The organism is Enterococcus sp. DIV2379 (assembly GCF_050542965.1).
In the GTDB taxonomy this organism is placed as follows: domain Bacteria; phylum Bacillota; class Bacilli; order Lactobacillales; family Enterococcaceae; genus Enterococcus_D; species Enterococcus_D entomosocium.
In genome coordinates, this window is sequence record NZ_CP172938.1 from 3,093,428 (window position 1) to 3,109,615 (window position 16,188).

Consider the following 16,188-nt stretch of genomic DNA (forward strand, 5'->3'; position numbering starts at 1 on the left):
CTCAATAGACCAAAAGGGCATGCGCATAAGTCGAAAACCCTCGAAAGCCAGCATTTTCTGCTTCCTTGTGTCTTCAAACCTTATGGCACAAACCCTTTTGTCTTTCATTCTCAGGTGTTTCCCTGATTATACCCTATTTTGACGAAGAAATTCAGAATTATTGGTTCCAAGCATCTTCTAATTGTGGTTTTGCGTTTTCAATCAATTGATCGACATCTTGATCTGTATTAGACAAAATGTTTTCCATGATTGAACGCATTTCATTGTAAGCAGGATCAGCATTTTCAATCACTGGGATCGAGAACAATTCTTTGGTTGCATCTTCTAATTTGGCAGCCACTTTTGTTTCAGGATTGTTTTTGTATTCATCGCTTTCCAAAACAGATTCAACAACTGGCATGTAGCCGGTATCGATTGCCCATGTTTTTTGCGCTTCTGGCGAAGTTAGGTATTTCATGTATTCAAAAGCAGCGGTGCGTTGCTCTGGTGTTGCGCTGTTGAACATATACAAGTCAGTTCCTTGTTGCAAGTTGATTGGTTCTGGACGAGCTGCTACGTCATATTCAAATTTGCCTTCGGTATCTTTTTTAACAAAGCCTTCCCCTGCGATTGAGCCGACATACATTGCGATTTGCTCGTTGGCAAATGGACCAGACAAGTATTTGTCAGAACCAGCGATTCGGAAGTAGCCGTCTTTAACACCATCTAGGTAGTAGTTGATGACTTCTTTTGATTCATCGCTGTCTAATTGCAAGTCTTTGTCAAAATCAACGCCTTGATTTTTCATTGCGATGGCATAGTAGTTGTTTAATGAGTCAAAACCAGCACCTACGACTTCACCGTTTGATTTTTCATAGATTTCTTGAGAAGCTTCTTTTAATTCTTCCAGGTTTGTTGGTACGTCAATACCATACTCGTCTAACATGTCTGCATTGTAAAACAGCATTTCTGTAGATTTGTTGAAAGGAATCCCGTATTGCACGCCGTCGATTTGTGCACCATCTAAAAGGGCACTGCGGATCTCTTCTTGGTCACCCCAACCGATAGTATCATCGTTGATGTATTCGCCAAGGTCAACTAGCATGTCATCTTGGGCAGCATTCCATAACCAACCAGGATATGCTTGGGTGATAGTTGGCAGATCTTTTGGTGAAGGCAAGGTTGAATTCACCTTTGCTTGCAAATCAGGATAGCTTGATTGGTTCTGCAATTCGATCTTGATGTTTGGATTTTCGTCCATGAATTGCTCGGTCAATTTCGTCAATGATTCTTCTTGCGCACCATTCATTGCATGCCAAAAGGTGACAGTCGTATCTTCGCTTAGTTCTGTAACGATTTCATCACTTTCCGTAGAACCAGATGAATCGTTGTTGTTTCCACAAGCCCCTAATACCAATGTCGCGGCTGCAGCTGCTGCAAATGCAAGTTTCTTTGTTTTCATTTTTTCCTCTCCTCTATCACTCTAAAATAATTTTTTCACCGCGTTGCGGCAATATTCTTTCACCATACGGATTCACCAGATTTTCTGGTTTCAGCGTATGGATTGGAACCAATCGTTGGGGCTCGATCCATGCAATGATCTGATCTAAATCAGCTGGTTTCGCATGTCCCGAGTTTGGCAAACGGACAAATTCGATCTCCAGTGCTGCCAATTGATCCAAAAAGACTTGATAAGCTGGATCAAAATCGCCTAACGGCTGCGCATCACTGTGAATATACAAACCACCCGTCTGCAAGTTTTCAAAATGCGCGACTGCTTGCCAAAGGTACTGGCTCGTGTCGGCACATAATGCCTGATAAGAAATGGCGAAGGCTGGATCGAGAGTCGCTGGTACTTGATCATCGATCGTATAGAACGGTACATCTTTATTGAAAATTTCTTTCAACAAAGCAGCTTGCGTCGCCTCTAAAACAACCGTCCGCGGCGCGGCTTCAACAAGCGCCATAAAGCGCTCGACATTGGCTGGATAGCCATTGAAAGTAATTTGTCGTTGGGGATTTTCTTTGACCAAACGCACGAAGGTCTCGATCAATTCTGTTTCACTTTCCACTGTGATCGCTTTGGGGTCCGGTTCTCTTTCTGGAAAGCTGATGCTGACCCCTTCCATCATCAATAAATCCGTGTGTTTGGCTAACTGACAGAATTCTTTGGTACGCTCTGGATGATAGCCATGCAAACGCAAATCACCGGTATAAGCGATAAAATGATCTGGCGTGCGAATCAACAAAGCTGCCGCACCGTACGCATCATGATCGACTGGAATGATCTCGACTTCGATTTCCCCGACCCGAATCACATCATGGGGTTCTAAGCCGATCAATTCACGGACAAAGCTTTTTTCTTCATGAGGAACGGGCAGCAAGAAGTCCCCTTTTTGATTCAACACTTCGAGGATCGCTTTGGTTTCCTTCAAGGTGTACATAGGAATATTTGGGTCTAAAAAGTTGATCATCTTGGAATGATCCAGATGGGCGTGGGAAAGAAAAACTGCTGTTTCTTGGTATTCTTTCGTTTCGCTTCCTTGGTACGTGTAGTCTAAGCGTGGATCGTAGACATTTTTCAGTTCTGGTATCCAGCGATGCGCAACTAACGTTTGTAATTCTTCATCTGGTAAGGGTGTTTCTGGATGATACTCCGAACCGAAATCAAAAAAGATATGGGCATCTTTGTACGCAACTTCGATGACGGTTCCTCCAATCGTTAAAATTCCGCTATGGAAGGTGATCGTTGTTTTATCCTTTGATGCCATCTTTAGCCACTCCTTTGATAATTTCTTTTCTAAAGATCAAGTAAATGATCAGAATTGGAATGACGGTCAAGGTCGCTGCCGCCATTTGTAAATGAACGTCACTGCCGCTTTCTGTGGTAAAGGCAGCCAATCCATTATTTAAGAGACGGTATTTTTTCTCATTCGTCACTAACAACGGCCATAAGAAAGAATTCCAGCTAGAGATGAACGTCAGAATCCCGACTGTCACCAAGGCTGGTTTAGACATGGGGATCAAAATTCGGCGGATATAAGCTAGGTCGCTGGCACCGTCAATTTTGGCTGCCTTATAAAAGGTATTAGAAATACTTTGTAAATAACCGTTTAAATAATAGATGTAAAAAATACTGGTCAGAAACGGAATGATCAAGGCACTATACGTATTCAATAAGCCCATTCGAGCAATCGTATTGTAATTGGTAAAGATGATGGATTCATAAGGAACCATCAATAACGAGATCATCAATCCGATAACTAACCGTTTGTATTTGAATTCAAGACTAGTCAATGCAAAGGCAGCTAGAATCGCAGTGATCAGCGTCGCGATAGTCGTCACCGCAGAAACGAAGACCGTATTAAAGAAGTAGCGTAAAAACGGTGCTCGGGTAAAGACTTCCCCGTAGTTGCTCCACTGGAAAGACTCTGGCATGATCGTCGGTGGAATACTGGTTGCTTCACTGTAGGTCATTAGACCAGCTAAAATCATATAGACAAAGGGAAACAGCGTGATCACTGCTAAAATTGCTAAAAACAGCATCGAAACAATCGTGACAATTTTTTTCATTCGTTTATTCGCCCACTTTCTTCAAAAGTTTATTTTGGATAAAGGTGACGAGCAAAATAATGATGAACAAGATCACGGTTGCCGCCATTGCAATCCCCGGACGTCCGGCGATATGGAATTTGTCATAAATATAAAAGACTGCCGTCGTTGCACTGCGGGCGATCCCTGGCTGGCCGCCAAACAAGGCGTATACTTGGGTATAGACTTTAAAGGCACTGATCAGATTGACCGTCAACAAGAAAGCAAAAGTTGGGATCAATTGCGGAAAGGTGATTTTCCGAAAAATCTCGCCATCGGTAGCGCCAAACATTTTTGCGATTTTGTAGTGTTCTTTGTCGATGTTGCGCATTCCTGCCAACAAGATAATAATGTTGAAGGCGAGGCTCGTCCAAACGCCGAAGATGATCAAGGTCGTCATACTCATATTGACGTTATCTAGCCAATTGACTGGCGCAATGCCGACAAGACCTAGTAGATAATTAATGATCCCGTAAGAGCCGTTGAAAAAGTAACGAAACACGATCCCGATCGCAATCGTACTTGTGACATAAGGCATAAAGAAGATCGTTTCAAAAAAACTTTTGTATTTGACTTTTTCAAAAATGATCCAAGCAATCGCTAATGAGAGAACCAGCGAGATCGGCACGACCGCAAAAGCAAACAGCGCCGTATTTTGCAGTGCTCGAAAGAAGACTGGGTCCGTTAAAACCCTTTGATAGTTCTCAACCCCAGCATACTGTTGGTTAATCAAGGTTCCTTTTTGGAAACTCATGATGAAGGAACGAAACAGCGGATATACACTGAATAAGAAAATAATGACCAATGAAGGCAGTAAAAACAGCCATGCTTTCGGTTGGTTCTCAGGGTTATAATTTTTTTTGAACATTAGTAGACCCGCTCTCCTTTTTCATCAAAGATAAAGGCTTTTTTGTAATGAAAATCAAATGACACTTGCGCGCCTTCTTCAATGATTTCTTCAATACTAACGATCGATTTCATATGTTTGTCAGCCAGATCAAAGTTCAAGATTCGTTCTCGTCCGATCAGCTCCACACTCTTGACTTCCGTTTGGAACAAACCTGCTTGCAAGGTGGTCAGCACATCTTCTGGACGAATGCCTAACGTGTATTGGCCGTCTGTTAATGGTTTCTTGAAGCGAATGTCGGTAAAACGGGCAACTGGTACAGTAAAGGCAGGATGGATCATTTGTCCCTCTTTGACTTCTACTGGCAAGATGTTGATGATTGGATTACCAATAAATTTCGCTACGAAAAGATTGTTTGGTTCTAAGTAAAGGTTTTGCGGATCATCATTTTGTTGAATGATCCCCTCGTTCATCAAAATGATCTTATCACTGATAGAAAGAGCTTCTTCCTGGTCATGAGTCACGAAAATTGTGGTGATGCCCACTTCTTTGACTAACCGACGGATCTCTTCACGGATCTTCAAGCGCAAACGGGCATCTAAGTTACTTAATGGTTCATCCAGTAGTAAGACTTCTGGACTTTGCACCAAGGCACGCGTGATCGCTACCCGTTGCTGCTGTCCGCCAGAAAGGGTTCCTGGTTTTTTCTGACTTAACTCTTCAATATTGGTCAGTTTCATGAACTTTTCAGCAATTTTCTGTGCTTCGTTTTTCTTGATCTTTTTCTCTCCGACTGTCAGTGGAAACATGACATTTTCTAACACAGTCATATGGGGATAAAGGGCATAGTTCTGAAAAACAAACCCGATATTGCGGTCTTTCGGCTCCGTCTTAACAACGGAAGTACCATTAAAGCGGATATCACCATCGGTGGGACTTAACAACCCCGCGATCAAATTCAATATCGTCGATTTCCCGCAACCACTAGGTCCCAACAAACAAACCAAATCGCCTTTTTCTATTGTAAAATCTACTGCTTTCAAGGCTTCGAACTTATTATCAAAAACCTTCTTCAACCCGACTACTTCTATCAAAACTGCCCCTCCATTTTCTCTTTTTCCTCCGAATAGTTGACTGGCATTTCAAGTCACAAAAAAAACGAACTCTTGATGTTTCGGTCAAACGCTCAAAGAAATTCGATTTTAATCATAACAAACGAATGTTTTTATTCGATACTATTATTGTAAATGTTTTGTAAAAACCAATGGGAATTATGAAAGAATTTTTAATTAATTTACCAAACAATGAGAAAACAATGAGTGATTCAAAGGGAATTCTACCCGCTAATCCCGAACATTTCGTCATTTTTCGAAAATTTTCATGAAAAAATGAATGAATTTTATCAAATATACATACCTGTGTATAATAACACTATTTTTACACAGCTTTTTTATCAAAAGCACCCTTATTAAATACTTACTAAAATCGTCAGTATCTCTCCGATTAAAATAACAAAAAAGGACGGTTTTCCCAAAGAAAACAATCGTCCTTTTTCCCCTTCAGTTATTCGACTTCATCGATCGTCAACGTCAGCAATTTCGTTGAGACTTGCTCAAGAAAATAACGGTCGTGTTCAATGATCAGCATAGAAGGCTCCACCAAATGGATTACTTCCTCTAATTGCTTCTGATTGAAGACATCCAAATAATTCAGAGGTTCATCCCAGATAAACAATTCTGCTGGTGTTGCTAATGATTTGGCTAGTTCCACGCGTTTACGCTGCCCCATGCTCATTTGCTGGATCGGCGTTTGAAAAACAGCTCTTTCCAAGCCAAGTTTTTTCAAATTATTTAGCAGATCTTGATAATTCAAGCCATGTTCTTGGGCAAACTCTGTCAGCATCCCACAATTGTCCTCGTAGTTTTGTCGAACATAACTGATGGTGATCCCATGGGCTGTTTTGATCGTCCCTGTCTGCTGTCCTTCGAAAGTACCTAAAATACTCGCAATCAAACTGGACTTGCCAGATCCGTTGGCCCCTTGAATCCCCAAGCGCTCTTTTTGACGGATCGCAAACGTCAGCGGTTTAAACAAAGGCTTCTCATAGCCGAGCTGAAAATGCTCTGCTTCCAGCAACACGTCATGATGGCTAACAAGCGGGGTCATTTTCAGAGGATCGATCCACTCAATGTCTTTTAACAACGCAGACTTGTCTTGAATTTGATCTTCCATCCGTTTAACGATCGCTTTCGAGCGCTTCATGGTCCGTGCCGCTCGGGCACCGATCGCCCCCGTATCATAGATTGCCCCACTGCCTTTTTTGGTCGGCGACCCTAATTTGTCCCGTTCGCGTCCTCGGGACCACTCCGCTTTCTCGGCTGCCGTCTGCTTCAAACGACCGATTTCTTTTTTCAACTTGCTGTTTTGTTCTTGCTCATAGGCATCTTTTTGCTGCTTTTGCAGTTCATAAACTGAATAATTCCCTTTGTACAACACCAAGCGGCTTTTTTCGATCGCCAATACATGATCGACGACTTCATCGACAAACTGTCGATCATGGCTCACAACGATAAACCCGGTTTTTTGCTGCAAATAGCGGGCAACATGTTGGCGAGCGGTCACATCCAAATGGTTGGTTGGCTCATCGATCAAAGCAAAATTCTCTTCATCAACGAACAAACGCGCCAATAGAACTTTCGTTTGCTCGCCGCCAGATAAAGTGGCAAAGGGCCGCCAAAGAACTTCTGGATCAAGTTGCAGCAGGTTCAATTCTCGTTCCAAACGCCACTGCTCAAATTCACCGGATTCTTGTAAAACAAAAAGCGTCAGTTGCTGATCGTCAGCGACGGTTAAGGGAAAATAAACGAATTGCTGCTCATGGGTAATCGAGCCGCTATACGGCAATTCATTGAGCAGCAAACGCAGCAAGGTCGTTTTGCCGCGACCATTTCTGCCAATCAACCCTAATTTCCATTGAGTATCAAGGTTCAAGTTGGCATCCTCAAAAAGCAACCGTTCCTGGCTATCAAAGCCAAAAGTTAAATGATTAATACTGATATTAGACATAAATATACCTCGTCTCTATTCACGGAATAGAGTAGACTAAAGCTATTTTCAGAATCAGTTTTTAGAGGTACACAAAAAGATCCTCCATTGAAAAAGTCAACCAATCCTGAAAATCTGCAGACTATCCCCTTGGAGGAACAGTTTCATGCAGCTTTCAACAAATTGGTTAATTTTTCAATGGAGGATCCCTCATTTCGTTTAATAGTGCCCTAAGTATAGCATTGATCGACAAAAAAGCGCAAGCTTGCTATTCCTTGCTATTTCAACTTTATATTTTGTTCACAAACTATCCCCGCTTTTGATGGAAACACTTCATTAAAAAACAAAAAAAACCATCAGGTTGGTTAGTCCTGATGGCAAAAGGAGTAAAATGAAAAATAAAAAGGTTGTTGGTTGTGAATTCATTATACCTCCGATAAAAAAACTTTACATGTGAAAAACATAACAGTTAAATTAAATAACTCTTGTTTAACTTGAATGTTTATCATTTTTTTAACAATAAAGCGGTCATCCGTTGGATAGCAAAAGAAATTTCGTCCGTTGCTTCATCTTGCTTAGCTTCAGCTGCATCAAAGGCTTCTTGGTCGATTTTGTTATCCAGACTCAAAATCATCTCATCACAGCCGGCAACATATTTCATATACGCTCGCTCGAATTTTTTATGGATCCCCATCACATTCGCTGGTGGACGCAATTTGCTGATTTTTTCCAGCATCAAGCGGTATTTGTCCGTGCCTTCTTTAAAAATTCTGGTAATCTCAGCTAGCCGCTCAGGTGTTACCTCTGCTTCTTTCTTCTCGTCGATCGCTTTGCGGATCTCTTCATAATTGGGATTCATTTTCTCCCCGATTGCTTCTGTTTCTTTGACAAGATCGTTGATTGTTTGTACATAAAAACCTAAGTTTGGTCGCACAGTGGGTCCCCTACTTTCTTTGTTATTATCTTCTATTTTACCGTTTCTTGCTGCAAATGAAAAGGTCAAGAAACAGCCATAGGGTTTATCGAAAATAATCCAGCAAAAAAAGGCCTGCTGCCCATGGAGAAGGACAGCAGACCATTCGTTGTTTTTCTGTTTATTTTTGGCTTATTTGCGTCCCATTGCTCGTTGGATCGCTTTGACGATCTCAACGACTGGAATGATCGCAAAGGAGGCGCCTAAAACGATGCCCCATTGATACAAGTCAAGGTGTGCGACACGGAAGATATCGTTTAATCCTGGCACAATGAAGATCACTAGCATCAACGCAAAGGACAACAGGATCGCCCAGTTGAAGGCTTTGTTTCTAAATGCTCCTACTTTAAAGAGCGACTGATGGATCGATTTGACGTTGAAGGCATGGAACAATTGCATCAATCCTAACGTGGCAAAGGCCATCGTTAAGGCATCGGCATGGATCGCATCGTACGTATTGTGAACGGGCCATTGGATCGCTGACCAATAAACGAACAGCACGGTTGCCGCTTCTAAGATCCCTTGGTAGATGATACTACTCATCACACCACCGGAGAAGAAGTTGGAACTGCGTCCCCGCGGTGCATGCTTCATTAAATCTTTTTCAGCAGGCTCCATTCCTAAGGCAATTGCTGGGAAGGTATCCGTTACTAGGTTGATCCAAAGCAAGTGGATCGGCAATAGCGAGTCCCAACCCCACAAGGTTGCTAAGAACAAGGTCAAAACTTCCCCTAGGTTAGCGGCTAGCAAGTATTGAATCGCTTTTTGAATATTGGAGAAAACTTTACGTCCTTCTTCCACTGCTACGACGATCGTAGCAAAGTTGTCATCTGCTAGGACCATATCGGAAGCACCTTTAGAAACTTCGGTACCTGTGATCCCCATGCCAACACCAATATCGGCTTGCTTCAGTGATGGTGCATCGTTGACCCCGTCACCGGTCATGGCAACGACTTTGCCTTCTTGCTGCCAAGCTTTGACGATGCGGACTTTATGTTCCGGCGATACCCGCGCATAGACTGAATAGTGGGCTACCTTTTGGGCAAACTCTTCTTCGCTCATTTTATTGAGTTCAGCGCCGGTCAAGACAGCATCATCATCGCCCGGTTTGATGATCCCTAAACGTCCCGCAATGGCTTCAGCTGTATCCCGGTGGTCTCCGGTGATCATGATGGGACGAATCCCAGCTTCTTTGGCTAAACGTACCGCATCGGCTGCTTCTGCCCGTTCTGGGTCAATCATTCCGACTAAGCCAGCAAAGACCAAATCATTTTCGACGATTTCTGATTCTAAGTTTTCTGGCACTTGATCTACGTATTTGTAGGCCATTCCCAATACCCGCAGCGCTTGTTTTGCCATATCGGTATTGTTGAATAAGATTTTTTCTTTTTCTTCATTCGTCATTGGTAGCTCTTGGCCATCCAATAGTACTTTTGAGGTTCTGCCTAGTAAGACATCCGGTGCACCTTTGACAGCAACTAAATAGCGGCCGTCTTCTTGTTGGTGGATCGTACTCATAAGTTTTCGGTCAGAATCAAAGGGCAGATCCGCTATCCGTGGTTCTTGATTGACGAGATCCCGCACATGGAATCCTTGATCCATCCCGAATTGCACCAATGCGGTCTCGGTCGGATCACCGATCAAGTTGCCTTCTTCACCAAATTTTGTATCATTGGCAAAGTTCATGACTTTTAATGCCATGTTGTCTAACGGAATATCTTCTGAAGCAGCATGTTGTTTGTTATTGACATACAATTTTTCCACGGTCATTTGATTCAACGTCAAAGTACCAGTTTTATCAGAAGCGATAATATCCGTTGCCCCAAGGGTTTCAACCGCTGGTAATTTACGGATCACTGCATTTCGTTTCGCCATTACTTGCGTACCTAAGGCTAAGATGATCGTTACGATCGCTGGCAGCCCTTCTGGGATCGCCGCTACTGCTAATGAGATCGAAGTCAATAGCATGTCGACCCATGACGTATTGTTAAAGATCGTTCCAACAAAGAACATGATCACTGCAATGATAATGATGGCGATCGTCAGGAATTTTCCTAGTTCATTTAAGTTACGTTTCAATGGTGTTTCGGTTTCTTGGGCGCTAGCTAGCATGCCAGCGATTTTCCCAACTTCGGTTCCCATCCCTGTATTGACCACGACCCCTTTTCCGCGGCCATAGGTCACATTACTGTTTGAATAAGCCATATTGACGCGATCGCCGATCCCGACATCCGTCCCTTCGATGACAGTCAATTCTTTTTCGACTGGTACGGATTCACCGGTCAAAGCGGCTTCTTCAATTTTTAACGAACTTGCTTCTAAGAGGCGTAAATCTGCCGGTACGACATCGCCAGCTTCTAATAGGACAATATCCCCCGGAACCAATTCATCGCTCTTGATGGTGACGGTATGACCATTACGCAGGACATTGGCATTTGGTGTGGACATTTCTCTTAGTGCTTCGATGGCCTGCTCTGCCTTTGCCTCTTGAACAACACCCATGATCGCGTTGATAATGACAACTGCTAAAATAATAATTGAGTCCACGACTTCATGGGAAACGACTGCTGAGATAATCGCCGCCGCTAGCAAAACGATGATCATCAAATCCTTGAATTGCTCAAAGAATTTTTGTGCCATCGATTTCTTTTTGCCTTCTTCTAATTCGTTGGGACCATACTCAGATAAGCGTTTTTGCGCTTCATCGTTCGTTAATCCATTGGCATCTGTTTGCATTTCTTCCAGAACATGCTGCGCTTCTTGCGCATAAAACGCCTGCGATAGCTGCTCCTTTTTGTTTTCTTCTGACATGTTTCTCCTCCTTTTATACTTACTCTTCCTTTATTGTACATGATATGAAAAAAAATAGACTTATGTATGCACTGTCTAAGCATACATAAGTCTCACTGTTTAAGACAGCACCAGAAATTTCTTTCAGGATGGTGATACTGCCGCAGATAAAATCCGCCAATTACTCCCTCATGTTCATATCAATAACCTACATTATACAAAAACTTTTCGGGTCTGGCAATTTTATTTTCGCTGAAATTCAACAAAGAATTTCTCCTAAAAATCAAGCGATGACCGAGCCGTTTGGCATGCCTTTTGGCGCTTCCACGATTTGCAGGCGACCATCATTGTCTTCTGCAGAAAGGATCATTCCTTGGCTGACTTGCCCCCGCATTTTCCGTGGTTTCAAGTTGGCAACGATCACGACTTTTTTGCCGATCAAATCTTGTGGTTCTGGATAAAATTCAGCAATCCCCGATAAAATTTGACGATCTTGATCATCTCCCGCAGCTAAGCGGAATTGTAGCAGCTTGTCGGCCCCTTTGACTTTTTGACAATCAACGACTTCTGCCACTTTTAATTCGATCTTGTCGAAGTCTTCGTATTTGATCTCGGCTTTGTCTGATTGCAATGTGGTTTCTTCTGGATTCCATTTGACTGTTTCTTCTGGACTTTGTGTCCCTTCAGCCATTTTCTTTTGGATGTAGGCTACTTCTGTTTCAAGTTCCAACCGAGGGAAAATCGGTGTGCCTTTGGCAACGACTTTCGTGCCACTTGGAAATTCACCAAAGCGTAAATCTTTCAGATCCATGGCAACAGAAGCCAATCCTAATTGTTGGAAAATGTTGGCTGGTGTTTCTGTCATCACCGGTTGCAATAAGATCGCAACGATGCGTAAGCTTTCCGCCAAATGAACCATCACACTGTTTAATTCCGCGCGCTTTTCTTCTTCTTTGGCTAACACCCATGGTTGGGTTTCGTCAATGTATTTGTTGGCACGGGAAATCAATGTCCAAACTTCTGACAATGCCGTACTGAATTCCATTTTATCCATGGCTTCATGGTAACGACCAACCACATTGGCCGCAGTCGTTGACAGCTCGCTATCAAAAGGCGTTACTTTTGAGGCATAATCGGGCACTAAGCCATCACAATATTTATTGATCATGGCGATCGTCCGATTCAGCAGGTTGCCTAAGTCGTTGGCTAGATCGTAGTTCAAACGAGAAACGAAATCTTCTGGTGTAAACACACCATCGCTACCAAAAGGAACCGCCCGTAATAGATAGTAACGCAACGCATCTAAGCTGTAGCGCTCCACTAACATTTCTGGATAAACGACATTGCCTTTTGATTTCGACATCTTGCCGTCTTTCATCATCAACCAGCCATGACCAAAGATTTTTTTCGGTAAGGGCAAGTCTAAGGCCATCAGCATGATTGGCCAATAGATCGTATGGAAACGCACGATTTCTTTCCCAACCATATGCACGTCAGCTGGCCAGTATTTTTGGAACAAGGAATCGTCCTCTGAGCCATAGCCTAATGCCGTAATATAGTTAGATAACGCATCGATCCAAACATACACCACGTGTTCAGGACTAGCCGTGACAGGAATGCCCCATTTAAAGGTCGTTCTGGAAACAGCCAGGTCTTCTAAACCTGGTTTGATGAAGTTATTCAGCATTTCATTTTTGCGTGATTCTGGTTGAATGAACTCTGGATGTTCATCATAGTATTGAACCAAACGATCGGCGTATTTGCTCATGCGGAAGAAATAAGAAGATTCCTTCACCAATTCTACCTCATGACCGCTTGGCGCTTTGCCGCCGATGACTTTGCCCTCTTCATCTCGGTAAACTTCTGCTAATTGCGTTTCAGTAAAGTATTCTTCATCAGAAACAGAATACCAGCCTTCATATTCACCAAGATAGATATCTCCTTGATCAAGCAATTGCTGGAAGATTTTTTGAACGGCTGTTTTATGGTAGTCATCCGTTGTACGGATAAATTTGTCATAACTGATGTCTAGTGTGTTCCATAATTTCTTGACGTCAGCTGCCATTTTGTCGACGTATTCTTGCGGATCTACGCCAAGTTCTTCTGCTTTTTTCTCGATTTTTTGACCGTGCTCATCGACACCCGTTAAATAAAAGACATCAAAGCCCATCAATCGTTTGTATCGTGCTACCGCATCACAAGCGATCGTCGTGTAAGAATTCCCGATATGCAGCTTGCCGCTTGGATAATAAATTGGCGTCGTAATATAGAATGTTTCTTTTTCAGCCATGGACGCAAGTCCTCCTTTTCACTAGTAAAGTGTATACTTAGGTAGTATACAGTTCGCAACCCAAAAATGCTATAAATTTAATCAAAAAAGCGGACATAATAAGACCTTTCTTCATGCTCTAAAAGAAGCAAAGGAATCGTTTTCGTCCTTAAAACGCAGCAAATAAACCAGCAGATTTGAGTATTTCTTTTCTACTAATTATCATAGCGCAGATAGCCGTTCACTTCAATGTTCTAGGGGAAGAATCTGATCCTGACAACGAATCTCATAAGAAATAAAGGTGTTTTATCTCTCTTTGATTAACAGGTACTTCTTTTGCTATAATGAGGAAGACTTCTCTTATAGAAAGGAACGCTATGACTCGAAAAAACAAACAGCATTTTTTGCTTTTAACCGCGCTTTCTGTGGGGCACTTGCTCTTTTCAACCACAGGTTACCCCTTTTTGTTTGCTTACTTCAACAGCCATGATTACGCGGCGCTTTTTGCGACAGCGCTGGCAATCCTACGGGTAGCTTTTCTGCTATGGATCGCTCTTTGGGGCTATTTAGCACTCAAAGAACACCCTCGGTCTTCTTGGCTTTATCTCGCACTGTTTTTCATTAATTTGATCGTTCCTTATTTTTTCCGTTAAGGAAAACCATCGCGCTCAGTTACTTACTTTATCTAAGGCAGGAGAAACCAATGAAAGAATTTACCTCAAAATCAGCTGAAAAACACTACTATGAGAAAGAAGCTTCTGAAGCAGACTTTCTTACGTGGTATCAGACACAAGATCAGCCGAAATACGAGAAACCCTCCGTAACCGTCGATATGGTGTTGATGTGTTACAACAAAGAAGAAGAACAACTCAAAATTGCGCTGATCCAAAGAAAAGGCCATCCCTTCCGCAATTCTTGGGCATTGCCGGGGGGCTTCGTCAATCCGAATGAATCGACAGGCCAAAGTGTGATCCGTGAAACCCAAGAAGAGATCGGGGTCACCATCTCCAAACAAAACATCGAACAGCTGCACACCTTCAGCACCCCTGGTCGTGATCCGCGTGGGTGGGTAATCACCGTCAGCTATTTGGCATTTATTGGTGAAGAGCCCTTAAGTGCTGGGGACGATGCGAATCAGGTACGCTGGTTTTCTCTGGAAAGAAAAGCCAATCAAATCTATTTGACCAGCGGTGAGATCGAGATCATTCTTGACCTGGTGACTGGTGCCTCTGTTGGAAAAGATACGCTGGCTTTTGACCACAGCGCGATCATTCTCAAAGCCTTCAAACGGGTTGCCAACAAGATGGAACACGAGCCGCAAGTGCTTCTTGTGTTAGGCAAAGATTTTTCGATCACGGAAGCCCGCAAAGTATTCGCCAAGTTTTTAGGGATCGATTTTAAAATGATCGATCATTCCAACTTTAAAAAATCCATGCTTCAATATTTTACGGAGGTCGGCGAAAAGCCCGTTGGCATCGGGCGTCCCTCAAAGATCTATCGCTTAAATGACGCATTTTTAGGTGATAAAATGTAAAAAAATACAACCCCCTGCTAAACTGTAGTTTGGCAAGGGGTTGCTGGTTAATCATAATTAGTGAACGTGGTTCCTAGAAACAAAAATCATAAAGATTTTTTCTATACCCTAGGCGATCCCTGGCGTTCCTTCCAGTTCAAGCGGATCAGCTGCTCATTTCGCCTGAGAGCCGTTCCAGCTTCTGTTGGTCCTGCGTGTCCAACGTGACAAAACGCAGTTCTTTGCCGTACCACTGAGCCTTGTACTGGATTTTGCGAACAAACTGATGCCAGTCGCTGATGCTGTAATGACCGGCTTTTAGAACCGTTTCTTCAGCAATTTGTTCCAAATAGATCGTATCGTACTGTTTTACGAGATGATAACTGACTTGATCGATGAATTCCCGCTTTTGACAGCAGTGAAAACGATAGAGGCGAGCGACTTTTCCTTTTAGCTTCTGATAATTTCGTGCCTGAGTCAAAAGGATTTTTTTCCGTTTGACCGCCGTAGCTTTCACCTGAAGTTTGCGTTCTGCTCGTGTCAGCTTCTGTTTTGTTTGGATCGCATGCTCACAAGTGACCGGTACCGATTGGTTGGCTTTGATCAGCTGCTGCGGATCATAAACAACTGCGATAGACGCTTGCTGTTTCGGGAGTGGTGTGATCTCTTCCAAACAAAGAATCGAGATATAAAACTCTTCATTGTTTTTCGCTGAGATCGTTGCCGATTTGATTTTCCCTTTGATTTCCCGATGCTTTTTTACTGGAACCAGTGTTTTGAGCTTTGGCAGCTTGATTTGATCCTCTTCAAAGTAAATGGTGTGCTGCTGATTATTCGTAGTATACGATTGCCAAATACTTTTTTTGGTTTTCATTTTTGGAAAGCCAGCCCGCTTTTGGAAGTAATTTCGAAACGCTCGGTCCAGATTCCTTTGTGCATTCGCCAATGCCAAACTATCGGTCTCCTTCAAAAAAGGATACTCCTTTTTTAGTTTGGCTGGCGTCAACCCTTGCTTTGCTTCATTGTTGGCCAGCTCCTCCATCTTCGCCTCCAGCAGTTGATTGTACGTAAACCGAACACAGCCGAAGGTTTCGATGAAAAACTGTTTTTGCTGTCCATTAGGATAGATCCGAAATTTGTATGCTTTTAAAACACCCAGTTTCATCTCCTCCTAACACTCC

The 16,188-nt window shown here is 42.9% G+C and carries 12 protein-coding genes; 2 read left to right on the plus strand and 10 right to left on the minus strand.

The features are described 5' to 3' along the window. Positions 1 to 157: 157 nt before the first annotated feature. The 9 genes from IGI92_RS14140 to metG form a co-directional block, all read right to left on the minus strand. Complete coding sequence (locus tag IGI92_RS14140) at positions 158 to 1,441, minus strand: ABC transporter substrate-binding protein (RefSeq protein WP_016609876.1); 1,284 nt, start codon at positions 1,439 to 1,441, stop codon at positions 158 to 160. Between the two features lie 16 nt (positions 1,442 to 1,457). Continuing rightward, positions 1,458 to 2,750, minus strand: coding sequence for an MBL fold metallo-hydrolase (locus IGI92_RS14145; RefSeq protein ID WP_005228016.1), 1,293 nt, complete (start codon positions 2,748 to 2,750; stop codon positions 1,458 to 1,460). Further along, entirely contained in the window at positions 2,734 to 3,552 is an 819-nt protein-coding gene (locus IGI92_RS14150) for a carbohydrate ABC transporter permease (protein WP_005228015.1), read from the minus strand. The genes IGI92_RS14145 and IGI92_RS14150 overlap by 17 nt, the downstream gene beginning before the upstream one ends. Positions 3,553 to 3,556: 4 nt before the next feature. Further along, a complete protein-coding gene (locus IGI92_RS14155; protein WP_086298263.1) occupies positions 3,557 to 4,438 on the minus strand; it encodes a carbohydrate ABC transporter permease in 882 nt (293 codons plus the stop codon). Further along, positions 4,438 to 5,511 (minus strand): ABC transporter ATP-binding protein, encoded by a 1,074-nt coding sequence (locus IGI92_RS14160; RefSeq protein WP_086298266.1) that lies wholly within the window; start codon positions 5,509 to 5,511, stop codon positions 4,438 to 4,440. Before IGI92_RS14160 ends, IGI92_RS14155 begins: the two co-directional genes overlap by 1 nt. Before the next feature lie 469 nt (positions 5,512 to 5,980). Beyond that, positions 5,981 to 7,483, minus strand: a complete 1,503-nt coding sequence (gene abc-f, locus IGI92_RS14165) for a ribosomal protection-like ABC-F family protein (RefSeq protein WP_086316601.1) — start codon at positions 7,481 to 7,483, stop codon at positions 5,981 to 5,983. 484 nt (positions 7,484 to 7,967) lie between these two features. After that, on the minus strand, positions 7,968 to 8,396 hold the full coding sequence (locus IGI92_RS14170) for a hypothetical protein (protein ID WP_005228008.1): 429 nt from the start codon (positions 8,394 to 8,396) through the stop codon (positions 7,968 to 7,970). Positions 8,397 to 8,567: 171 nt separating this feature from the next. Next, positions 8,568 to 11,246 carry a cation-translocating P-type ATPase gene (locus IGI92_RS14175; protein ID WP_086332708.1) on the minus strand — a complete coding sequence of 893 codons (2,679 nt, stop codon included), beginning with the start codon at positions 11,244 to 11,246 and terminating at the stop codon, positions 8,568 to 8,570. Positions 11,247 to 11,508: 262 nt separating this feature from the next. After that, the gene (metG, locus tag IGI92_RS14180) at positions 11,509 to 13,515 is read right to left on the minus strand and encodes a methionine--tRNA ligase (protein ID WP_005233704.1); all 2,007 of its coding nucleotides are present in this window, start codon (positions 13,513 to 13,515) and stop codon (positions 11,509 to 11,511) included. Between the two features lie 356 nt (positions 13,516 to 13,871). Here metG and IGI92_RS14185 point away from each other — a divergent pair, with 356 nt between their 5' ends. Together IGI92_RS14185 and IGI92_RS14190 are read left to right on the plus strand one after the other, a co-directional pair. Further along, on the plus strand, positions 13,872 to 14,147 hold the full coding sequence (locus IGI92_RS14185) for a hypothetical protein (protein WP_034872151.1): 276 nt from the start codon (positions 13,872 to 13,874) through the stop codon (positions 14,145 to 14,147). Positions 14,148 to 14,197: 50 nt separating this feature from the next. After that, complete coding sequence (locus IGI92_RS14190) at positions 14,198 to 15,028, plus strand: NUDIX hydrolase (RefSeq protein ID WP_301387826.1); 831 nt, start codon at positions 14,198 to 14,200, stop codon at positions 15,026 to 15,028. A 145-nt stretch (positions 15,029 to 15,173) separates the two neighbouring features. Here IGI92_RS14190 and IGI92_RS14195 read toward each other — a convergent pair whose 3' ends face one another. Continuing rightward, positions 15,174 to 16,172: an RNA-guided endonuclease TnpB family protein gene (locus IGI92_RS14195; RefSeq protein WP_008379437.1), complete on the minus strand. Its 999-nt coding sequence runs from the start codon at positions 16,170 to 16,172 to the stop codon at positions 15,174 to 15,176. Positions 16,173 to 16,188 lie beyond the last annotated feature (16 nt).